The organism is Streptomyces sp. NPDC127100, assembly GCF_042724095.1.
In the GTDB taxonomy this organism is placed as follows: Bacteria; Actinomycetota; Actinomycetes; order Streptomycetales; family Streptomycetaceae; genus Streptomyces.
In genome coordinates, this window is record NZ_JBHXFL010000039.1 from 47,337 (window position 1) to 64,345 (window position 17,009).

General features: G+C 74.3%; 19 protein-coding genes. 2 read left to right on the forward strand and 17 right to left on the reverse strand.

The genetic code is table 11. The features are described 5' to 3' along the window. Nucleotides 1-35: 35 nt before the first annotated feature. From ACFWJB_RS27865 to ACFWJB_RS27900, 8 genes are all read right to left on the reverse strand, one after another. On the reverse strand, nt 36-335 hold the full coding sequence (locus ACFWJB_RS27865; RefSeq protein ID WP_385459488.1) for a hypothetical protein: 300 nt from the start codon (nt 333-335) through the stop codon (nt 36-38). Nucleotides 336-345: 10 nt separating this feature from the next. Next, complete coding sequence (locus ACFWJB_RS27870) at nt 346-999, reverse strand: TetR/AcrR family transcriptional regulator (protein ID WP_385459486.1); 654 nt, start codon at nt 997-999, stop codon at nt 346-348. A gap of 222 nt (nt 1,000-1,221) precedes the next feature. Then, nucleotides 1,222-2,160, reverse strand: coding sequence for a diiron oxygenase (locus ACFWJB_RS27875; RefSeq protein ID WP_385459484.1), 939 nt, complete (start codon nt 2,158-2,160; stop codon nt 1,222-1,224). A 128-nt stretch (nt 2,161-2,288) separates the two neighbouring features. Next, nucleotides 2,289-3,740 (reverse strand): penicillin-binding transpeptidase domain-containing protein, encoded by a 1,452-nt coding sequence (locus ACFWJB_RS27880; RefSeq protein ID WP_386925560.1) that lies wholly within the window; start codon nt 3,738-3,740, stop codon nt 2,289-2,291. A gap of 16 nt (nt 3,741-3,756) precedes the next feature. Beyond that, entirely contained in the window at nt 3,757-5,130 is a 1,374-nt protein-coding gene (locus tag ACFWJB_RS27885; RefSeq protein WP_386925562.1) for an FtsW/RodA/SpoVE family cell cycle protein, read from the reverse strand. A 289-nt stretch (nt 5,131-5,419) separates the two neighbouring features. Beyond that, a complete protein-coding gene (locus tag ACFWJB_RS27890) occupies nt 5,420-6,664 on the reverse strand; it encodes an ATP-binding protein (RefSeq protein WP_385459478.1) in 1,245 nt (414 codons plus the stop codon). Continuing rightward, nucleotides 6,661-7,416, reverse strand: a complete 756-nt coding sequence (locus ACFWJB_RS27895; RefSeq protein WP_386925564.1) for a hypothetical protein — start codon at nt 7,414-7,416, stop codon at nt 6,661-6,663. The genes ACFWJB_RS27890 and ACFWJB_RS27895 overlap by 4 nt, the downstream gene beginning before the upstream one ends. A gap of 103 nt (nt 7,417-7,519) precedes the next feature. Beyond that, nucleotides 7,520-8,026: a dual specificity protein phosphatase family protein gene (locus tag ACFWJB_RS27900; RefSeq protein WP_385459474.1), complete on the reverse strand. Its 507-nt coding sequence runs from the start codon at nt 8,024-8,026 to the stop codon at nt 7,520-7,522. A 106-nt stretch (nt 8,027-8,132) separates the two neighbouring features. Between ACFWJB_RS27900 and ACFWJB_RS27905 the strand changes: the two genes are divergently transcribed. After that, complete coding sequence (locus ACFWJB_RS27905; RefSeq protein WP_386925567.1) at nt 8,133-8,936, forward strand: nuclease-related domain-containing protein; 804 nt, start codon at nt 8,133-8,135, stop codon at nt 8,934-8,936. Nucleotides 8,937-8,999: 63 nt separating this feature from the next. On the opposite strand, the gene ligD is transcribed toward ACFWJB_RS27905, so the two are convergent. Then, a complete protein-coding gene (ligD, locus tag ACFWJB_RS27910; RefSeq protein ID WP_386925569.1) occupies nt 9,000-9,881 on the reverse strand; it encodes a non-homologous end-joining DNA ligase in 882 nt (293 codons plus the stop codon). Nucleotides 9,882-9,948: 67 nt separating this feature from the next. On the opposite strand from ligD, the gene ACFWJB_RS27915 reads away from it, so the two are divergent. Continuing rightward, entirely contained in the window at nt 9,949-11,004 is a 1,056-nt protein-coding gene (locus tag ACFWJB_RS27915; RefSeq protein ID WP_385459468.1) for a Ku protein, read from the forward strand. 166 nt (nt 11,005-11,170) lie between these two features. Here ACFWJB_RS27915 and ACFWJB_RS27920 read toward each other — a convergent pair whose 3' ends face one another. The 8 genes from ACFWJB_RS27920 to ACFWJB_RS27955 all read right to left on the reverse strand — a co-directional run bounded on the left by ACFWJB_RS27920 (nt 11,171) and on the right by ACFWJB_RS27955 (nt 16,859). Then, nucleotides 11,171-11,917 (reverse strand): DUF4142 domain-containing protein, encoded by a 747-nt coding sequence (locus tag ACFWJB_RS27920; protein ID WP_385459466.1) that lies wholly within the window; start codon nt 11,915-11,917, stop codon nt 11,171-11,173. A gap of 106 nt (nt 11,918-12,023) precedes the next feature. Next, entirely contained in the window at nt 12,024-12,464 is a 441-nt protein-coding gene (locus tag ACFWJB_RS27925) for a PPOX class F420-dependent oxidoreductase (RefSeq protein ID WP_385459464.1), read from the reverse strand. A 158-nt stretch (nt 12,465-12,622) separates the two neighbouring features. Continuing rightward, a complete protein-coding gene (locus ACFWJB_RS27930) occupies nt 12,623-12,958 on the reverse strand; it encodes a TcmI family type II polyketide cyclase (protein WP_385459462.1) in 336 nt (111 codons plus the stop codon). A 48-nt stretch (nt 12,959-13,006) separates the two neighbouring features. Further along, nucleotides 13,007-13,486 carry an SRPBCC family protein gene (locus tag ACFWJB_RS27935; protein ID WP_385459460.1) on the reverse strand — a complete coding sequence of 160 codons (480 nt, stop codon included), beginning with the start codon at nt 13,484-13,486 and terminating at the stop codon, nt 13,007-13,009. Between the two features lies 1 nt (nt 13,487). Beyond that, nucleotides 13,488-13,757 (reverse strand): acyl carrier protein, encoded by a 270-nt coding sequence (locus tag ACFWJB_RS27940; RefSeq protein WP_161167749.1) that lies wholly within the window; start codon nt 13,755-13,757, stop codon nt 13,488-13,490. Between the two features lie 98 nt (nt 13,758-13,855). Then, the gene (locus ACFWJB_RS27945; RefSeq protein WP_385459458.1) at nt 13,856-15,109 is read right to left on the reverse strand and encodes a ketosynthase chain-length factor; all 1,254 of its coding nucleotides are present in this window, start codon (nt 15,107-15,109) and stop codon (nt 13,856-13,858) included. Next, a complete protein-coding gene (locus ACFWJB_RS27950) occupies nt 15,106-16,395 on the reverse strand; it encodes a beta-ketoacyl-[acyl-carrier-protein] synthase family protein (RefSeq protein ID WP_386925573.1) in 1,290 nt (429 codons plus the stop codon). Before ACFWJB_RS27950 ends, ACFWJB_RS27945 begins: the two co-directional genes overlap by 4 nt. Beyond that, complete coding sequence (locus ACFWJB_RS27955) at nt 16,392-16,859, reverse strand: cupin domain-containing protein (RefSeq protein WP_385459454.1); 468 nt, start codon at nt 16,857-16,859, stop codon at nt 16,392-16,394. The genes ACFWJB_RS27950 and ACFWJB_RS27955 overlap by 4 nt, the downstream gene beginning before the upstream one ends. Nucleotides 16,860-17,009: the final 150 nt, after the last annotated feature.

Consider the following 17,009-nt stretch of genomic DNA (forward strand, 5'->3'; position numbering starts at 1 on the left):
CGCGCGCCGGATGTGCGCGGTTCGGCGCAATGCCGTCACCCGTCGGCGTCGTCCGGCTTGCCGCCCGGCGTGGCGTCCGGCCGGGACCACGGCCAGCGCCGGCGGGGACCCTTGCCGCCCTCGGGGTCGTAGGCGTACTTCCAGCGAGCGAAGCCGATCGTCCGCCGGTCCGAGCGGGGCACGCGCCGGTACACGAGCACGGTGGGCGGCCCGCCGTCCGGGGCGGGGACGGGGATGCGGTACGTCTTCGGCGGGTGCCCGGTCGGGCCGACCAGCACGGGCAGCACCCGCCCGTCCATGGGGCCGCCCTCGAAGGGGGTGTCTTCGCTCTTCACGGGACCAGTGTCAGACATCCTCCGCCAGCGCCTCGACCAGCGCCGCGGTCTGCGGGTCGCGCCGCGCGGTGACCGACAGCATGGCCAGGAACTGCTCCACGAGCCAGTCCCGCAGCTCGTCGAGGGGCGGCTGCTTCTCCTCGTCCAGCCAGATCAGCGAGGCCGCCTCCACCGCCGTGATCCACATCCGCACGGTCATCCGCAGCCGGGGGCCGGGGTCGACGGCCTGGAGGTGGCTCATGATGTGCTCGGCGGCGGCCCGGCGCACGCCGTCCACGATGGCCGACGTCCGGGAGGTCTCGGCCACGCTGCCGCCCCGCAGCAGGGCGCTGAAGCCGGTGTCGTGCTGGTCGACGAAGGCCAGGTAGCGGTCCAGGGCGCGGGACAGCCGGGTCAGCAGGGGCCCCTCGCGGGGTTCGTCGAAGCACAGCCGCAGCTCGTCGGCGGCCGACCTGAGGGCGGCCTCGTAGAGCTGCTGCTTGCCGCCGGGGAAGTACCGGTACACCAGCGGGCGCGAGACCCCGGCCTGCTCCGCGACGTCGTCCAGGGACACCTCCTCCGGCGGCCGGTGCGCGAAGAGGGCGAGCGCGGCGTCGAGGAGCTGACCGCGGCGCTCCTCGACGCTGAGCCGGCGGTAGGCGGGGGTGGGGGCCTGCGGGGTCATGGACCGCAGCGTAATCGCTCCGTCGGGTGAGGCCGGGGGCGCTGGAACGAGGGTGTTCGAAAATGCGCCGTGGGCACGGTGCACGGATGGGCGACGGGCCCCGCGTGACGGGGCGCCGCCGCGTCCACCCGTGCCGCCCCTGGGGGTACCCCCCAGGCCGTTCAGGCCCTGGGGGAGGCACGACTGCCCGCGGCTGTGACAGGGCAGTCGTGTTCGTCCGGGTCAGGCCAGGAGGCCCGAGGACTTCCACAGGCGGCGGCCCGTGCCGCGCAGGACGCCGATGTCGTCCAGGAAGTCGGTCAGGCGCTTCGCGCCGGTCTGCATGATCTCCCGGCGGTGGCCGCTGGCCTGGACCTGGGCCACGGCCTCCCGCTTGTCCAGGCCGACGTTCGTGTAGACCTCGGGGTTGACGAAGGCCTTGGAGAAGACGCGGGCGAACTCGCCGGAGGTGACCCGGGTGAACTCCTGCGACCACTTCGGGGCCGTCACCATCTGGCGGCGCAGCTCCTCACGGGCGTAGCGCACGTGGCGGGCCTCCTCCACGACGTGGATGCGCGTGACCCCGCGGATCAGCGGCTGGATCCGCTCGTCCGGGAAGGTCAGCCGCTGCATCCAGTCCAGGACCTCCTCGCCGAGCAGCGTGGCGGTGAAGGAGCCGGGCGTGGTGGAGATCGTCTTGAACAGGCGGCCCAGGTGCTGGTGGACCGGGCTGACCGGGTACCACGGGGTCTCACCGCGGGAGATCAGCCGCGCGAACATCTTGGAGTGCCGGCACTCGTCCTCGATCTCCGTCAGCGCGTAGCGCACGTGGGCGCTCGTCGCGGACTTGTCGTAGATGTGCCGCACCAGGAGCTGCATGAGGATCAGCTCGAACCAGATGCCCAGCGAGGCGAGCGCCGCGGACTCGTGCTGGGAGAGCAGGATGCGCTGCTCCTCGCTCATCCGCTTCCACATCGGGGTGTCGTACAGCGACACGAGCTCCGGGGGCCAGAACCACTTGCCCTCCTCGAAGGGCGCGTCCCAGTCCAGCTCCTTGTCCGGGTCGAAGGAGTGCTTGGCGGACGAGTCGAGGAGCCGTTCGGCCACCTGCTCCCGGTCCTTGAGCAGGCCGAGCGCGTCGCGCAGACCGCCGAGCGCGTCGGCTTCCGTCAGGGTCGTCATGGCTGTCCCACCTCATCGTGTTACCCGCGGTCACTCACTCGTCTTATGAGACTGCCTGTCAGCAAGCTCGTCAATCCCCTGGGCGGGACTTGTTGACCGCGGGTAAAGAAATGAGGGGTGCCGGGGTCTCAGCCGTAGAGCACGGCCTCCATCACCGAACGGGCGATCGGCGCCGCCAGCCCGCCCCCGCTGATCTCCTCGCCGGGGGTGCCCTCCACGACCACCGCCACCGCGACCTTCGGCTCCGGGTCCCCGTCGTCCTGCGCCCAGGAGACGAACCAGGCGTACGGAGTGCCCGAGTTGCCGACGCCGTGCTGGGCGGTGCCGGTCTTGCCGCCGACCGTGGCCCCCGGGATCGCCGCGTTCGCGCCGGTGCCGTCCTCCACCACGCCGGTCATCAGCTCCTTCAGCCGCCGGGCCGTCGACGGCCGCATCGCCTCCCGGGCGGGCCGCGACCCGGCCGTCGCCACCAGGCTGCCGCCGGCCCGCACCGTCCGCTCCACCAGGTACGGCGACCGCACCTGCCCGCCGTTGGCCACGGCCGCCGCCACCATCGCCATCTGGAGCGGCGTGGCCCGCGTGTTGTACTGGCCGATCGACGACAGCCCGAGCTGCGCCCGGTCCACCGAGGTGTCGAAGGTGCTCCGCGCGACCGAGAAGGGGACCCGCAGCCCGTCGTCGTTGAAACCGAACGCCTCCGCCGTGGCCGCCATGTCCGCCACGCCCACGTCCACGCCGAGCTTGGCGAACACCGTGTTGCAGGACCACTCGAAGGCCTCCCGCAGCGAGGCGTCCCGGCATCCCTCGCCCTCGTTCGTCAGCCGGGTCCGCGTTCCGGGCAGCGTGTAGGGGTCGGGGGAGCGGGTCGGCGCGTCCGGGTCCCGGACCACGCCGGCGTCCAGCGCCGCCGCCGCGGTGACCACCTTGAACGTCGAACCCGGCGGATAGGTCCGGCGCACCGCCCGGTTGAGCATCGGCTTGTCCGGGTCGCCGTTCAGCCGCTCCCAGGTCCGGGTGGCGGCCGCGCTGTTGCCGGAGAGCAGCTGGGGGTCGTACGACGGGGTGGACACGAGCGCCAGGATCCGCCCGGTCGACGGCTCGACGGCGGCCACCGCCCCCTTGCGCCCGTCCAGCCCCTCGAACGCCGCCTGCTGCGCGGCCCCGTCGATCGTCGTCACCACGTCGCCGCCCGCGTTGCGGCCGCCCGTGACGTCGTTCCACAGCGGGAGCGGCGCGAGCATCGGGTCGGCGCCGGACAGCAGGCCGTCCTCGGCGTGCTCCAGCAGCGTCGTCCCGTACTCCTGGGAGGCGAAGCCGGTGATCGGGGCGTACATCGGACCGTTCGCGTACGTCCGTTCGAAGCGCAGGTGCTCTCCGGTGTCCCGGGACCCGGTGACCGGCTCGCCGCCGACCAGGATGTCGCCGCGCGGCTGCTGGTAACGCGCGATGTCCGGGCGGCGGTTGGCCGGGTTGTCGTCGTACTCCGGCGCCTGGACGATCTGCACGCGGGCGGCGTTCACCACCAGCGCGACCAGCAGCAGGGCGCAGAAGGCGGCGGCGTGCCGGATGTGCCGGGTCACCGCGGCCCCTCCCCGCTCACGGCGCCGCCTGCCGGGGGCCCAGGCTGCGGGCCGCGTGGCTGACCCGGATCAGCAGCGCCACGATCGCCCAGTTGGTGACCACCGACGAGCCGCCCTGGGCCAGGAACGGCATCGCCATGCCGGTCAGCGGGATCAGGCCGGTCACCCCGCCCGCGATGACGAACACCTGGAGCGCCACGATCGAGGAGAGGCCGACCGCGAGCAGCCGGCCGAACGGGTCGCGCGCGGCGAGGCCCGCCCGGAAACCGCGCTCCACCAGCAGCGCGTACAGCAGGAAGATCGCGGTCAGGCCGAGGAAGCCCAGCTCCTCCCCGGCCGTCGCCAGGATGAAGTCCGACTTGACGGCGAAACCGATCAGCACCGAGTGCCCGAGGCCGAGACCCGTGCCGGTCACCCCGCCCGCCGCGAAGGCGAACAGCGACTGGGCGAGCTGGTTGGCACCCCCGCCGGCCTCGATCGAGGCGAAGGGGTGCAGCCAGTCCTCCACCCGGCTGTGCACGTGCGGCTCCAGCCAGCCCACGGCGACCGCGCCGAGCGAGGCCAGCAGCAGGCCGACGGCGATCCAGCCGGTGCGGCCGGTCGCGACGTAGAGCAGGACCACGAACAGGCCGAAAAACAGCAGCGAGGTCCCGAGGTCCCGCTCCAGGACCAGGACGCCGACGCTGACCAGCCACACGGCGACGATCGGCCCGAGCACCCGGCCGGTGGGCAGCTGGAGCCGCCACACGCGGCGGCCCGCGTACGCCAGGGCGCTGCGGTTGGCGGCCAGGTACGCGGCGAAGAACACGGCGAGGAGCACCTTCGCGAACTCGCCGGGCTGGATGGAGAACCCCTCGATCCGGATCCAGATGCGGGCGCCGTTCACGGCCGGGAACAGGATCGGCACGGTGAGCAGGACGAGCGCGGCGGCGACGCAGACGTAGGCGTAGCGCTGGAGGGCGCGGTGGTCGCGCAGGAGCAGGACGACGACGATGAACAGCGCGACGCCCAGCGTGGACCACACCAGCTGGGTCGGGGCCGCCCGGTCGCCCGGCGTCTCCAGGTCGAGCCGGTAGATCAGCACCAGGCCGAGGCCGTTGAGCAGCACGCCGATGGGCAGCAGCAGCGGGTCGGCGCAGGGGGCGCGCAGCCGTACCGCCAGATGCGCGAACACCGCGAGCACCCCGAGCCCGGCGCCGTAGCCGGCGGCGCCGGGCGGCAGGGTGCCGTGCTGGGCGAGGCCGACGTTGCAGTAGCCGAACACCGACAGCAGGACGGCCATGACGATGAGGGCGAGTTCGATGCCGCGGCGCCGGGGGAGGCGGGCGGCGGGAGCGGGGGTGTCCGCCTGGGCCACGGTGATTCCGGTCTCGGTTCCGGCCTTGGTCATGTCCGGAACTTACCGACATGGTGGGGTCTGCGAGCCGTCGGCATCAGTACCAGCGCGGCGCGGGACCGGTGGTGCCGATGCGGCGGGCCGGGGAGGGGCGAAGGTTCAGCAGCGACATGGGTACCTCCCGGGGGGCGGGAACGCCGACGCGGTCGAACGTGCCGAAGCGGTCTGAGGTGACTAAGCGGTCGAAGGTGGCTAAGCGCCACATTAGGAGCGGCGGGTGGGGGCCGCCCGTCGCACTGCGCCATCGGGGACGGCGCGCGACGTCACGGCCGGCCCGTTCCGGTCAGGGCCGCTGAGGCAGCGTCAGGGTGGCCAGCGCCCCGCCGCCGGGCGGATTCACGAACTCCAGCCGCGCGCCGAGCACCTCCGCCTGCCCCAGCGCGATCGTCAGCCCGAGCCCGTGCCCCTTCGTGCCGCTCTCGGTACGGAAGCGCTGCGGGCCGTGCGCGAGGAGGTACTCCGGATAGCCGTCCCCGTGGTCCCGCACGGTGATCACCGGCCCGTCCACGGTGAGCACCACCGGCGCCCGCCCGTGCCGGCCGGCGTTCGCGACGAGGTTGCCGAGCACCCGCTCCAGCCGCCGCCGGTCGGTCTCCACCCGCGCGTCGCGCACCACGTCCACGCGCGCGCCGGTGCCGGAGCCCCGCACCACCCGCCGGGCCAGCGCGCCCAGCTCCTCCGGCTCCGTCTCCAGGCGCTCCCGCCCGGCGTCCAGCCGGGAGATCTCCAGCAGGTCCTCGGTGAGCGTGCGCAGGGCGGCCACCCGGTCCCGCACCAGCTCGGTCGGGCGGCCCGGCGGCAGCAGCTCGGCCGCCGCGTGCAGACCGGTCAGCGGGGTGCGCAGCTCGTGCGCCACGTCCGCGGTGAACCGCTGCTCGGCGAGCAGCTTGCCCTGCAGCGACGCCGCCATGGAGTCCAGTGCGGCGGCGACCGAGGCCACCTCGTCCTGCGGCCGCGTCGGATCCTTCGTCCGGGGGTCGCCGACCCGCGCGTCGAGGTCGCCCGCGCTGATCCGCCGGGCCACCCGCGCCGTCGCGTGCAGCCGGCGCGTCACCCGGGTCACCGCGAACGCGCCCACCACCAGCGTCGCCCCGATCGCCAACCCCGACGACCACACGATCGCCCGGTCCAGGCCCTCGATGGTGCGCTCGCCCTGGGAGTGGTCGACCCGCACCGCGAGGACCCGGCCGCCGTCGGCCGGGCCCGCCGCCCACATCGTGGGGCGCCCGTCCCGCTCGGCGAGCACGGTGCCGCGCCGGCCGGAGGCGGCCAGCTCCCGCAGCGACGGCGGCAGCCCCGGCGGATCGACGCCCGCGCCACGGCGCAGCGGATCCCCCGCCTCGTAAGACGCCGTCGCCTCCCGCAGCCGGGCCAGGGCGGTCTCGCGGGCCCGCCCCACGGTCTGGTCGGTCACCGAGACGTGCACCAGGACGCCGAGCAGGGCGGCCAGCGCGCAGCACATCACCGTGATGAACACCGCGGCCTTCAGGGCCAGCGGGCCGGCCCACCGCGGCAGCGCCGGCCTCACCGGGCGCCCGCCGACGGGGACGGGGCCGGGGAGACGGAGGGGCGTCTCCCGCCCGCCGCGTCACCGGTGCGCAGCATCTCGTCGCGGGTCAGGAGCATCGCGCCCTGGTCCGGGTCCCAGGTCCACTGGAGGCGGTACTCGTAGCCCGCCACCTCCGACGGCGACCGCACGATCACCGACCGCCCGGCCAGCTCGACCGCGCTCACGGCGTCCTCGTAGGACATCACCCGCACGAGCCGGCCCTTCTCCACGCCGTAGACGCGCACGGCGGTCATCCGCGCGGGCAGCAGCCGGAAACCCAGCGTCATCTCGGCGCGCCCGTCACCGGTCAGGTCCCGGTAGTACGGCCGCAGGACGGGGCACCGGGCGCTCCCGCCGGCCGCGCCGCAGTCGGCCATGCGGCGGGCCGTCTCGCGGTACGGCGCCTTGTCGCCCGCGTACTCGGCCGGGTGCGCGGCGATCTCGGCCCGCACGGCGGCCACCGGGTCGGCGCGGCGGATGTCGCCGCCCGGCACGGGGACGCCCCGGACGACCTCGTGGTCCACCTCGCCGATGTCGTACGCCGGACTGGAGGCAGGCGTAAGGTCCGGCCACAGCCGGGCGGGGCTGACGGCGGTCGGCGTGGCGCCCGCGCTCCGCAGCCCGCCCGTGTCACCGCAGCCGGTCACCGTCACCGAGGCCGCCGCGGTCGCGAGCAGCAGCGCGCAGACGGCGGGGGCACGGGCCGGGCGCCCACGGCGGCTGGGGAGCACGGCACTCCTGGAGTTCGGTGATCGGCGAGTCGGCGATCGTCGTCCGCGGCCCCGCACCCTCGTTCGTACGGGAGCCATTTTGCCTGCCCGGCCGCGCACCGGGCTACTCGGCCAGTTCCTCCAGCAGCCGGGCGGTGACCAGGCCGGCCCGCAGGTACTCCGCGAAGAGCTCGTTGTGCAGCGCCCACGGCGAGCGGCGGGCGCGGATCAGCCGCATCGCCTCCTCGGCGCCGCGGCCCCGGTGCATCAGGACGTGGGCGACCACGAGGCCGGAGCGGTTGTACCCGTGGTAGCAGCGCACGAGGACCCTGCGACCCGCGTCCAGCGCCTCGCCCGCGGCCTGCGCCAGCCGGATCACCCCCGCGAGCTGGGTCCCGTCCAGCGGCCCGTCGGGGATCGGCCACACCTGGTGCTCGACGCCCGGGTCGGGGCCGTGGCCGGGCAGCCTGAGCAGGGTCTGCACCAGGTCGAACTCGTCCCGCACGACCGCGGACTCCAGCCGTCCGCCCGGCCGCCGGAACTCGTGCCCGCCCATCCACAGACCGGGCACGATCTCGTCCCACGGCCGGCCCGGGGCCGGTACGTCGGATCCCTTGCCACGGGTACGCAACGCGCCTCCCCATCCCGCCCGAGGACCTGCCCCACCGCCGTCAACGGTAGCCCGGTCTTGCCGCGGGAGCACCCCTCCTGGTCCCATGGTCGTGAGGTGATGATGCATGAGCGGACTGCGCGTCATACCGACCTGGCGGCAAGGCCGGGAACGGCTCCAGGTCTGCCTCGCGGACGGCCGGAACATCGCCTGGTACGACCGTGACGCGGCCCGGGTGAGCCTGCTGAGCGACGAGCGCGAGGGCGAGGTGCTCGAGGCCCTGCGGCCCTTCCTCACCGGCCCGGTCACCGTCGGCCCGCCCCTGGTCCCCACCCCCGGCGAGCTGGCCCGGCTCTGCCTCCACCCGGACGACGACCTCGCCCCCAACCGGCCCGGCGAGGCGCTCCTGGTCGCCCTGGACCGCGACACCGGAGCGGCGCACCGGCTGCGCCCCGACCCGCGGCGCCGGGAGCTGGCGGCCGAGCAGCTGACCGGGCGGGTCCTCGACCGGCTCGACGGCGCCGGCCGGCACGTCCTGCACTCGGTCCCGCTGCCCGGCGGCGACCGCATCCACCACCTGCTGATCGGGCCCGGCGGCCTCTTCGCCGTCCACGTGCTGCCCGTCCGCAGGCAGCGGGTGCGGATCACCGACCCGCTGGTCGCGGTGGGGCGCCGCGCGCCGCGGCCCCTGCTGGAGCGGGTCCGCTCCGACGCCGCCCGTGCCTCCTGCGCCCTGACCGCCGAGGTCCGCCCCGTCCTGGCCCTGGCCGGTCCGGCCGGCGTGGAGGCCGCGGTCCCGCCGCGCGACGTCCGGGTCCTCACGGCCGAGCAGCTGCCCGGCCTGGTCCGCGCGAGCGGGGTGCTCAAGCCGGCGGACGTGGAGGCCCTGCACGCGGTGGCCCGGGACCGCACCGTGTGGACGCGGGCCTGACGGTCCGGCGCCGGGACCGGCCGGGGCCCCCGTCAGGCCGGCGCCGGGACCGGCCGGGACGCGTCAGGGCAGCTCCGCCGCCCGGCGCCGGTCGAACAGCGGTGCCAGCAGGTCGCCGTGGTCCTGGAGCCGCGGCCCGAGGTCGCCCGGCCGGAACACCAGCTGCTCCGCCCGCCGGCACGCGGCCACCTCCTCCCACGTCACCGGCGTGGAGACGGCCGGTTCGGCGCGGGCCCGCACCGTGTAGGGGGCGGCGGTCGTCTTGCGCGCGGCGTTCTGGCTCCAGTCCACGAACACCTTCCCCGGACGCAGGCTGCGCGTCATCCGGTGCACCACCAGCCGCGGCAGCGCCCGCTCCGCCTCCACGGCCAGCGCCTTCGCGTACTCCGACACCCGCTCGGACGACGCTCCCCGCACCCCCGCCAGCAGGTGCAGGCCCTTGGCCCCGGACGTCTTGGCGTGCGCCTCCAGGCCGTCCGCCGCCAGCCGCTCCCGCAGCCACAGCGCGACCTCGCAGCACTGCACCACGGTCGCGGGCGGCCCGGGGTCCAGGTCGAACACCAGCCGGTCGGCCTCGCCGGGATCGTCCGCCGTCCACTGGTGCGTGTGGAACTCGGTCACCAGGTTGGCCGCCCACATCAGGCTCGCCAGGTCCTGCACCAGCACCATCCGGGCCGGCCCCTCCGACCGGGGCACCTCGGCGGTGGTGACCCAGTCGGGCGTACCCGGCGGCACGTTCTTGGTGAAGAACAGCTGGCCGCCGGGTCCGTCCGGGTAGCGCAGGAAGGACACCGGGCGGTCCCGCAGATGCGGCAGCAGCACCTCGGCGGTCGTCGCGTAGTAGTGCAGCAGCTCGCCCTTGGTGAGGCCGGTCGCCGGATACAGCACCTTGTCCAGGTTGCTGAGGGCCACCCGCCGCCCCTCCACCTCCGTGATAGGCGCCATACGATGAGAATCTCACGAAACACGGACAAATCGCCCAGGGCGGCAAGCGAACGGAAGGGTGCTGCACGTGCGATCCATCTGGAACGGCGCCATCTCCTTCGGCCTGGTCAGCATCCCGATCAAACTGGTGAACGCGACCGAGAGCCACGCGGTCTCCTTCCGCCAGATCCACACCGAGGACGGCGGCCGCATCCGCTACCGCAAGGTCTGCGAGCTGGAGGACCGCGAGGTCACCCAGGACGAGATCGGCAAGGCCTACGAGGACGCCGACGGCTCGATGGTCCCGATCACCGACGACGACCTGTCCCAGCTCCCGATCCCGACCGCGCGGACGATCGAGATCGTGGCCTTCGTGCCCGAGGAGCGCATCGACCCGCTCCAGATGGGCGCCGCGTACTACCTGGCGGCGAGCGGCGCCCCCGCCGCCAAGCCGTACACCCTGCTGCGGGAGGCGCTCAAGCGCAGCAACCGGGTCGCCATCGCGAAGTACGCGCTGCGCGGACGTGAGCGCCTGGGCATGCTGAGGGTCGTCGGCGAGGCCATCGCGATGCACGGCCTGCTGTGGCCGGACGAGGTGCGCGCTCCCGAGGGCGTCGCCCCGGACACGAACGTGACGGTCCGCGACCAGGAGCTGGACCTCGCGGACGCGCTGATGGACACGCTCGGCGAGATCGACCTGGACGACCTGCACGACGAGTACCGCGAGGCCCTGGAGGAGGTCATCGCCGCCAAGGCCGCCGGCGAGGCGCCCCCGGAGAGCCCGGCCCCGGCGAGGTCCGGCAAGGTGCTGGACCTCATGGCCGCCCTGGAGAACAGCGTGCGGGCGGCCCGTGAGTCGCGGGGCGAGGAGGGGGAGGAGGATGCCGGGGCCGAGGTCAGGTCCCTGCCGCGGGGCAGGACGGCGGCGCCCCGCACGCCGAAGGAGACCGGCGGCAAGAAGTCCACGTCGACGGCGGCGAAGAAGACGGCGGCGAAGAAGACGGCCGCCGCCGCGAAGAAGTCGACGGCCGGCCGGTCCGGGAAGAAGACGGCGGCCGGGACCGCGGCGAAGAAGGCGACGGGCAAGACCGCCTCCGGCAAGAGCACCGCGAAGAAGACGGCGTCCCGCAGGCGCAGCGCCTGAACCCGAGGGGGCGTGCGCGCCGGCGCGGCGGCGAGGCGGGTGGCGAGCCCCTGTCCGCGGCCCCGGACGGCTCCGAGCCGCATCCGCTGGGCTGGGCGGCGGACGTGGCGGCGGCCCCCGACGCCCGATCAGCCCGCCTGGTCCGCCCGCCGGTGCCGCGGCGCGGTCAGGGAGCCGCCGGGGACGGAGCCGGCGTCGGCGAGGCCGTGTTCACCTTCAGGTCGGGCCGCGGCCTGAGCACCAGCACCCGCTCGCCCGGCTGGGGCGGCGGCGGGGTGACCTGCTCCCTCGGGAGCTTCGCCGGGCCGGTCTGCTGGAAGGTCACCTGGTCGTACTCGACCAGTCCGGTCCGCTCCAGGACCGTGATGTGGTCCAGGACGGTGTCGTTGGCCAGGTCGGCGAGCTGGCGCACGAGGGTGTTCTTCGTGGTGGCCCGGATCTTGGCGATGGCCGGGAAGATCTGGCCGTGCGTCACCCGCATGATGTTGACCGCCGACGCGTCGAACTCCCTGCCGCTCTTGGCGTCGACGGTCGCCACGAATCCCTGCTGCTGCGGGGAGGCCTCGTTGGGCAGGGTGATGCCCAGCTCGGGGGCGATCTCGCGGCACATCGCGTCGAGACCGGCGTGCCCGACGACGAGGTGCTCGCCGGCCGTCTTCATCTCCTCGGTCGTCCCGCGCCGCATGGCCATCTCGCCCAGCGGGTACTCCCACAGCCCGGCGGCCCGGACCTTCACGACGAAGTCGCGGTCGGCCTCGGTGAGCGGCCCGTACTTCGTACTCGCGACGACGCGGTCCTGATTGCCGTCGGGCCTGTCCAGACCGAGCACGGCCGGGAAGGCCAGCGCGGTGAGGGTCAGGGTCATCGCACCGAACAGGACGACGACTCCGATCCTGCTGCGGGACAGCCGCATGATGCCTCCAGGGGCGACGCGTGGGACTCGTACGCCAGGAGGTACGCAAACGGCGGGCGGATCGATCAGCGCTCCGGCACAAAAACCCGGACCGGTCCGTCGACCGTCACGATCGGCCGAGATCGGCCCCGTACACCCGGTCGACGGCGATCGTGACCAGCACCCGGCGGTCGGACACCATGACCGCCCGGTACTCGTCCCAGTCCGGGTGCTCCCCCGCGGCCGCCCGGTAGTACTCCACGAGCGCCTCGACCTCCGGGCCGTGCGGGTCGGTGCCCGGTCCGGTCAGGGTCGCCGTTCCCTCGGCGGTGGCCCAGGACCTGCCGTCGGGCGCGGTCACCTCCAGCGCGGCCCGCGGGTCCCGGCGCAGGTTGGCGGTCTTGGCCCGGCCCTCCTGGGTGGAGACGCGGACGACGCCGGCCGCGGGGTCGTAGGACGGGGTGACGGGGGAGAGCTGCGGGCGGCCGTCCGCCCTGAGCGTCGCGAGCACGCCGAGCCGGCTCGCCGCCAGCAGGGCGTGCGGGTCGAAGGAGGGTGTGGTGGTCATGGAGGGATCATGACCCCTCGCCCCGCCGCCTGTCCCGCGAACCGCCGCCGGCGGGGCCGGACGGTCAGGGGCACGCGGATCCCCCGTCCCGTCGCGCGCGTCGGGGCCGCCCGCGGAAGGCGGGCGGCCCCGGGGGTCCGGCGGGCGGCGGACCGGTGTCAGCCGGTGCCGGTCCGCTCCCAGGTGTAGAAGCAGCGCGCCATCGCGTCCTTCGGACCGCGCCAGGTCGCCGGGTCGTAGGCCGACACGTACGGCTCGAGCCGCTCGCTGACCTGACGGAACTCCGGATGCCCGGTCAGCCTGCCGATGGCGGGGGCCGGGTCGGTGTCGCTCTCGATGAGGTGCAGGTACACACCGTCGCCGAACTCGAAGAGACTGCGCCGGTTGACGCCCACCAGATGGGGCAGCTCGCCGCGGTCGGACTCGGCGAACACCTTCGCGATGTCCGGTGCCGCGCCCGGGGTCATCCGGGCGACGATCAGGGTGTGGTGCATGGGGAGGTGCCCTTCGTCGGTGCCGGTCGGCACTGTGGTTCGACGGGATCAGTCGGCGAGCACCGAGGCGGTCCGCCGCTCGCCCGCGGCCTGCTCGATGCGGTCCCGGATCAGCGCCATCTGCGTACGGGAGTTCCGGTTGATGTTCTCCGTCATCCCGGCGTCGTCGACGGGCGCCTCCGGCTTCATCGCGAAGTCCTGGATCCAGCGCATCCGGGTCCCCTCCGCGGTCTCGGTGTACTCCCAGACGATGTTCATGTACTGGAAGGGACCGGTCTCCACCCGATGGGCGCGGACCGTGCGGGTCACCGGGTCGGCGACGCGCTCGGACACCCAGCTCCACACCCGCCCCTCCTCGTCCGGGTGCATGGTGAGCCGGAAGGTGACCCGGTCGCCGTCCCGTTCGAGGACCTCCAGGGAGGCGTACTCGCTGAACAGCCGGGGCCAGTTCTCGATGTCGTTGGTCATGTCCCAGACCAGCGTCATCGGCGCGGCGATGACGATCTCGTTGTCGGTGTGCCCGGCCATGTCACACTCCCGTCTTCAGGGCGCCGTTGACCAGCGCGAGGAAATCCGCGGGCGTCTTGCAGCGCTCGGCCTGCTCCGGCAGGCCCAGCCCGTACCGCTTCTCCAGCTCGGCCACGATGCCCAGCAGGCCGAGCGAGTCGAGGCCGAACGTGTCGAAGCCGGCGTCTGCCTGCTGCTGGAGGGTGACCGGGTCGACGTGCACACCGGCGGTGCGCTTCATGAGCGCCGACAGTTCCTCGACGGTCACCTGGTAGTCCACTTGGTCGGTCATGCGGAGGTGCTCCTTCACTCGGATCGGCGCACGCCGGGAGGCGGCGCCCGCTCGGGATGGTGACGGCCCCGCCGGGGCGGGACCCGGCGGACCGGTGCTCAGGCGGTGGGCGGCACCGCGCCCCGGCGCAGGACCAGAGCGGAGTTGCAGCCCATCAGTCCCCGGCCGAGGACCAGGGCCGTGCGCGGTTCGGCGGCACGGGCCCGGCCCGCCACCAGGTCCAGGTCGTGGCAGACGTCGAACACGTTCGGGGTGGGCGGGATGAGCCCGTGCTCCATGGCGAGCACCGCGGTCGCCACGTCCAGCACCGGTGCCGCGCAGTACGCCCGCCCGGTCCCGGTCTTGGGCGCGGTGACCGGCACCCGCCGTGCGTGCGGCCCGAGGGCGTCGGCGAGCGCGAGGGCCTCGGCCCGGTCCGCCTCCGGCACCCCGAGGGCGTCCGCGAACACCACGTCCACCTCCTCGGGCCGGCAGCCGGCCTCCGCCAGCGCGCCCTCGATCGCCCGCGCCAGCCCGGCCCGCGACTCCTCCCAGCGGGAGGCGCCGGTGAAGGTCGCCGCGTGCCCGGCCACCGTCGCCCGCGCGTCGGCCCCGCGCTCGCGCGCCGCGTTCTCCTCCTCCAGCAGCAGCACCGCCCCGCCCTCGGCCGGCGCGAAACCGCAGGCCGCCTGGGTGAACGGGCGGTAGGCGAGGTCCGGTTCGGTGGCCCGGCTCAGCTCGGGGTAGCCGAGCTGGCACACGATCGAGTACGGGGCGAGCGGTGCCTCCGTCGCACCGCACACCACCGTGTCGGTGCCGCCCCGCACGACCAGCGCCGCGTGCGCGAGGGCGTCCAGGCCGCCCGCCTCGTCGGCGGCGACGACCCCGCAGGGGCCCTTGAAGTCGTTGCTGATGGAGATCTGGCCGGTGCTGGCCGCGTAGAACCAGGCGATCGACTGGTACGGGCCGACGTACCGCGAGCCCTGGCCCCACAGGTTCTGCAGCTCGCGCTGCCCGAACTCGCCGCCGCCCGAACCCGCCGCGGTCACCACGCCGACCGAGTACGGCGACTCGACGTCGGCGCGGCCGAACCGCGCGTCGGTGAGCGCGAGCTGCGCGGCGGTCATCGCGAAGTGCGTGAACCGGTCGGTCTGGACGAGGTACCGCTCCTCGGTCAGTTCCGACGGGTCAAAGCCGCGCACCTCGCCCGCCACCCGCAGCGGCAGCTTCTCGCAGCCCTCCCGGGTGACGGGCCCGAGGCTGCTGGTGCCGTCCGCGACCGCCTTCCAGTGGGCCTCGGCCCCGATGCCGTGGGGGGACACCACGCCGAGGCCGGTGACCACCGCGCGCCGGGGCCGTTGTCGTCCGCTCATCGCGGCCCTCCTTCCGAACCGGAGCCAGTACCGGAACCGCTGAGTACGACGGCGGACTGGAAGCCGCCGAAGCCGCTGCCCACCGACAGCACGTGCCGCAGCGAACGCTCCCGGGCCTCGCGCGGCACGTAGTCCAGGTCGCACTCGGGGTCGGGGGTCGTGTAGTTCGCCGTGGGCGGCACCACCTGGTGGTACATCGCCAGCACGCACGCGGCCAGCTCGATCGAGCCGATCGCGCCGAGCGAGTGGCCCACCATGGACTTGATCGAGCTCATCGGTGTGCCGTACGCGTGCTCGCCCAGCGACCGCTTGACGGCCGCGGTCTCGTGCCGGTCGTTCTGCTGGGTGCCGGACCCGTGCGCGTTGACGTAGTCGACGGCGGTGGGGTCCAGCCGGGCCATGTCCAGCGCGGTGTCGATCGCCCGCGCCATCTCCAGGCCCTCCTTGGTGAGCCCGGTCATGTGGTAGGCGTTGCCGAACGTGGCGTAGCCGGAGATCTCGCAGTACACGTCCGCGCCGCGGGCCCGGGCGTGCTCCAGGTCCTCCAGGACCAGCACCGCCGCGCCCTCGCCCATGACGAAGCCGTTGCGGTCGGCGTCGAAGGGCCGGGAGGCGTGCGCCGGGTCGTCGTTGTTGGGCGAGGTCGCCTTGATGGCGTCGAAGCAGGCCATGGTGATCGGCGAGATCGGCGAGTCGGCCGCGCCCGCCAGGCACACGTCGACCCGTCCCTCGGCGACGGCGTGGTAGGCGTACCCCACCGCGTCCAGACCGGACGTGCACCCGGTGGACACCGTCTGCACCGGCCCGTGCACGCCGAACTCCTCGGCCACGGCCGACGCGAGCGTCGCCGGGGTGAAGGCCCGCTCCAGGTGCGGCTCGGCCCGCCGGTCGTCCACGTCCCACCGCGTGCCGCGCTCGCTGACCAGTACGTAGTCGTGCTCCAGCCGGGTCGTGCCGCCGACCGCCGTGCCCAGGGTGGCACCGGCCCGCCAGGGGTCGAGCCGGCCGAGGTCGAGCTCCGCGTCGCGCACCGCCTCGGCGGCGGCGACGAGCGCGAACTGCACGTACCGGTCGCACCGCTGCGCGGTGGCGAGGTCCAGCCCGAACGCGGACGGTTCGAAGTCGCACTCGGCGGCGATCTGCGAGCGCAGACCGGCCGGGTCGAAGAGGGAGATGCGCCGCGTCGCCGTACGGCCGTCGGACAGCAGGCCCCAGAACTGCGGCACGCCGATCCCGCCCGGGGCGACGACGCCTATGCCCGTGACGGCGACCCGTCGCCGCGTCATGACACCGCCTCGGCCGCGGCGGCGGGACGCTCGTGCCCGGCGCACCCCGCGTGGCCCTCGTGCGGCAGGGCGTTGCCCGCCGCGTCCTCCGTGTCGACGTGGCCGAGCTCCGGCCGCGGGGCCAGCGGCCCCAGGTGGAAGACGATCCGCGCCTCGACGGCTCCTACGTTGCGGAAGCGGTGGCGCACGTTCTGCGGGATCAGCACCCCCTGCCCGACGGAGAGCGAGTGCGGCGCCCCGTCCAGGTCCACCTCGAGGGTGCCGTCGGTGACGTACACGAACTCCTCGGAGTACGGGTGGTAGTGCTCGGCGATGCGGTCGCCGGGCTGCACGATGGCCACGCCCATGAAGCCGCTGGTCGACCCGGCGGTGGTGGGCGTGAGGAGGGCGCGGAGGTCACCGCCGCGGCGGGTGTTGGGCGCGATGTCGCCGAGGGAGACGATGCGTACCTGCTGGTCTGTCATGTCGGTCACTCCGGAAGGACGGAAGGCGGTGGGGAGGGACGGCGCGCACCGGCCCGGGGGGCGGTGCGCGCCGGCGGGGCGGGGCAGGTGGGGCGCGAACCCCCGGGGGTCAGCGGCGTCAAACGGGCCCGCGCGAGAAGCCGCCGCAGC

Coding starts and splice junctions, on each gene's coding strand:
- ACFWJB_RS27870 (WP_385459486.1), bottom strand. CDS start 999: ATGACCCCGCAGGCCCCCACCCCCGCCTACCGCCGGCTCAGCGTCGAG.
- ACFWJB_RS27875 (WP_385459484.1), bottom strand. CDS start 2,160: ATGACGACCCTGACGGAAGCCGACGCGCTCGGCGGTCTGCGCGACGCG.
- ACFWJB_RS27885 (WP_386925562.1), bottom strand. CDS start 5,130: ATGACCAAGGCCGGAACCGAGACCGGAATCACCGTGGCCCAGGCGGAC.
- ACFWJB_RS27905 (WP_386925567.1), top strand. CDS start 8,133: ATGAGCGGACTGCGCGTCATACCGACCTGGCGGCAAGGCCGGGAACGG.
- ligD (WP_386925569.1), bottom strand. CDS start 9,881: ATGGCGCCTATCACGGAGGTGGAGGGGCGGCGGGTGGCCCTCAGCAAC.
- ACFWJB_RS27920 (WP_385459466.1), bottom strand. CDS start 11,917: ATGCGGCTGTCCCGCAGCAGGATCGGAGTCGTCGTCCTGTTCGGTGCG.
- ACFWJB_RS27925 (WP_385459464.1), bottom strand. CDS start 12,464: ATGACCACCACACCCTCCTTCGACCCGCACGCCCTGCTGGCGGCGAGC.
- ACFWJB_RS27930 (WP_385459462.1), bottom strand. CDS start 12,958: ATGCACCACACCCTGATCGTCGCCCGGATGACCCCGGGCGCGGCACCG.
- ACFWJB_RS27935 (WP_385459460.1), bottom strand. CDS start 13,486: ATGGCCGGGCACACCGACAACGAGATCGTCATCGCCGCGCCGATGACG.
- ACFWJB_RS27940 (WP_161167749.1), bottom strand. CDS start 13,757: ATGACCGACCAAGTGGACTACCAGGTGACCGTCGAGGAACTGTCGGCG.
- ACFWJB_RS27945 (WP_385459458.1), bottom strand. CDS start 15,109: ATGAGCGGACGACAACGGCCCCGGCGCGCGGTGGTCACCGGCCTCGGC.
- ACFWJB_RS27950 (WP_386925573.1), bottom strand. CDS start 16,395: ATGACGCGGCGACGGGTCGCCGTCACGGGCATAGGCGTCGTCGCCCCG.
- ACFWJB_RS27955 (WP_385459454.1), bottom strand. CDS start 16,859: ATGACAGACCAGCAGGTACGCATCGTCTCCCTCGGCGACATCGCGCCC.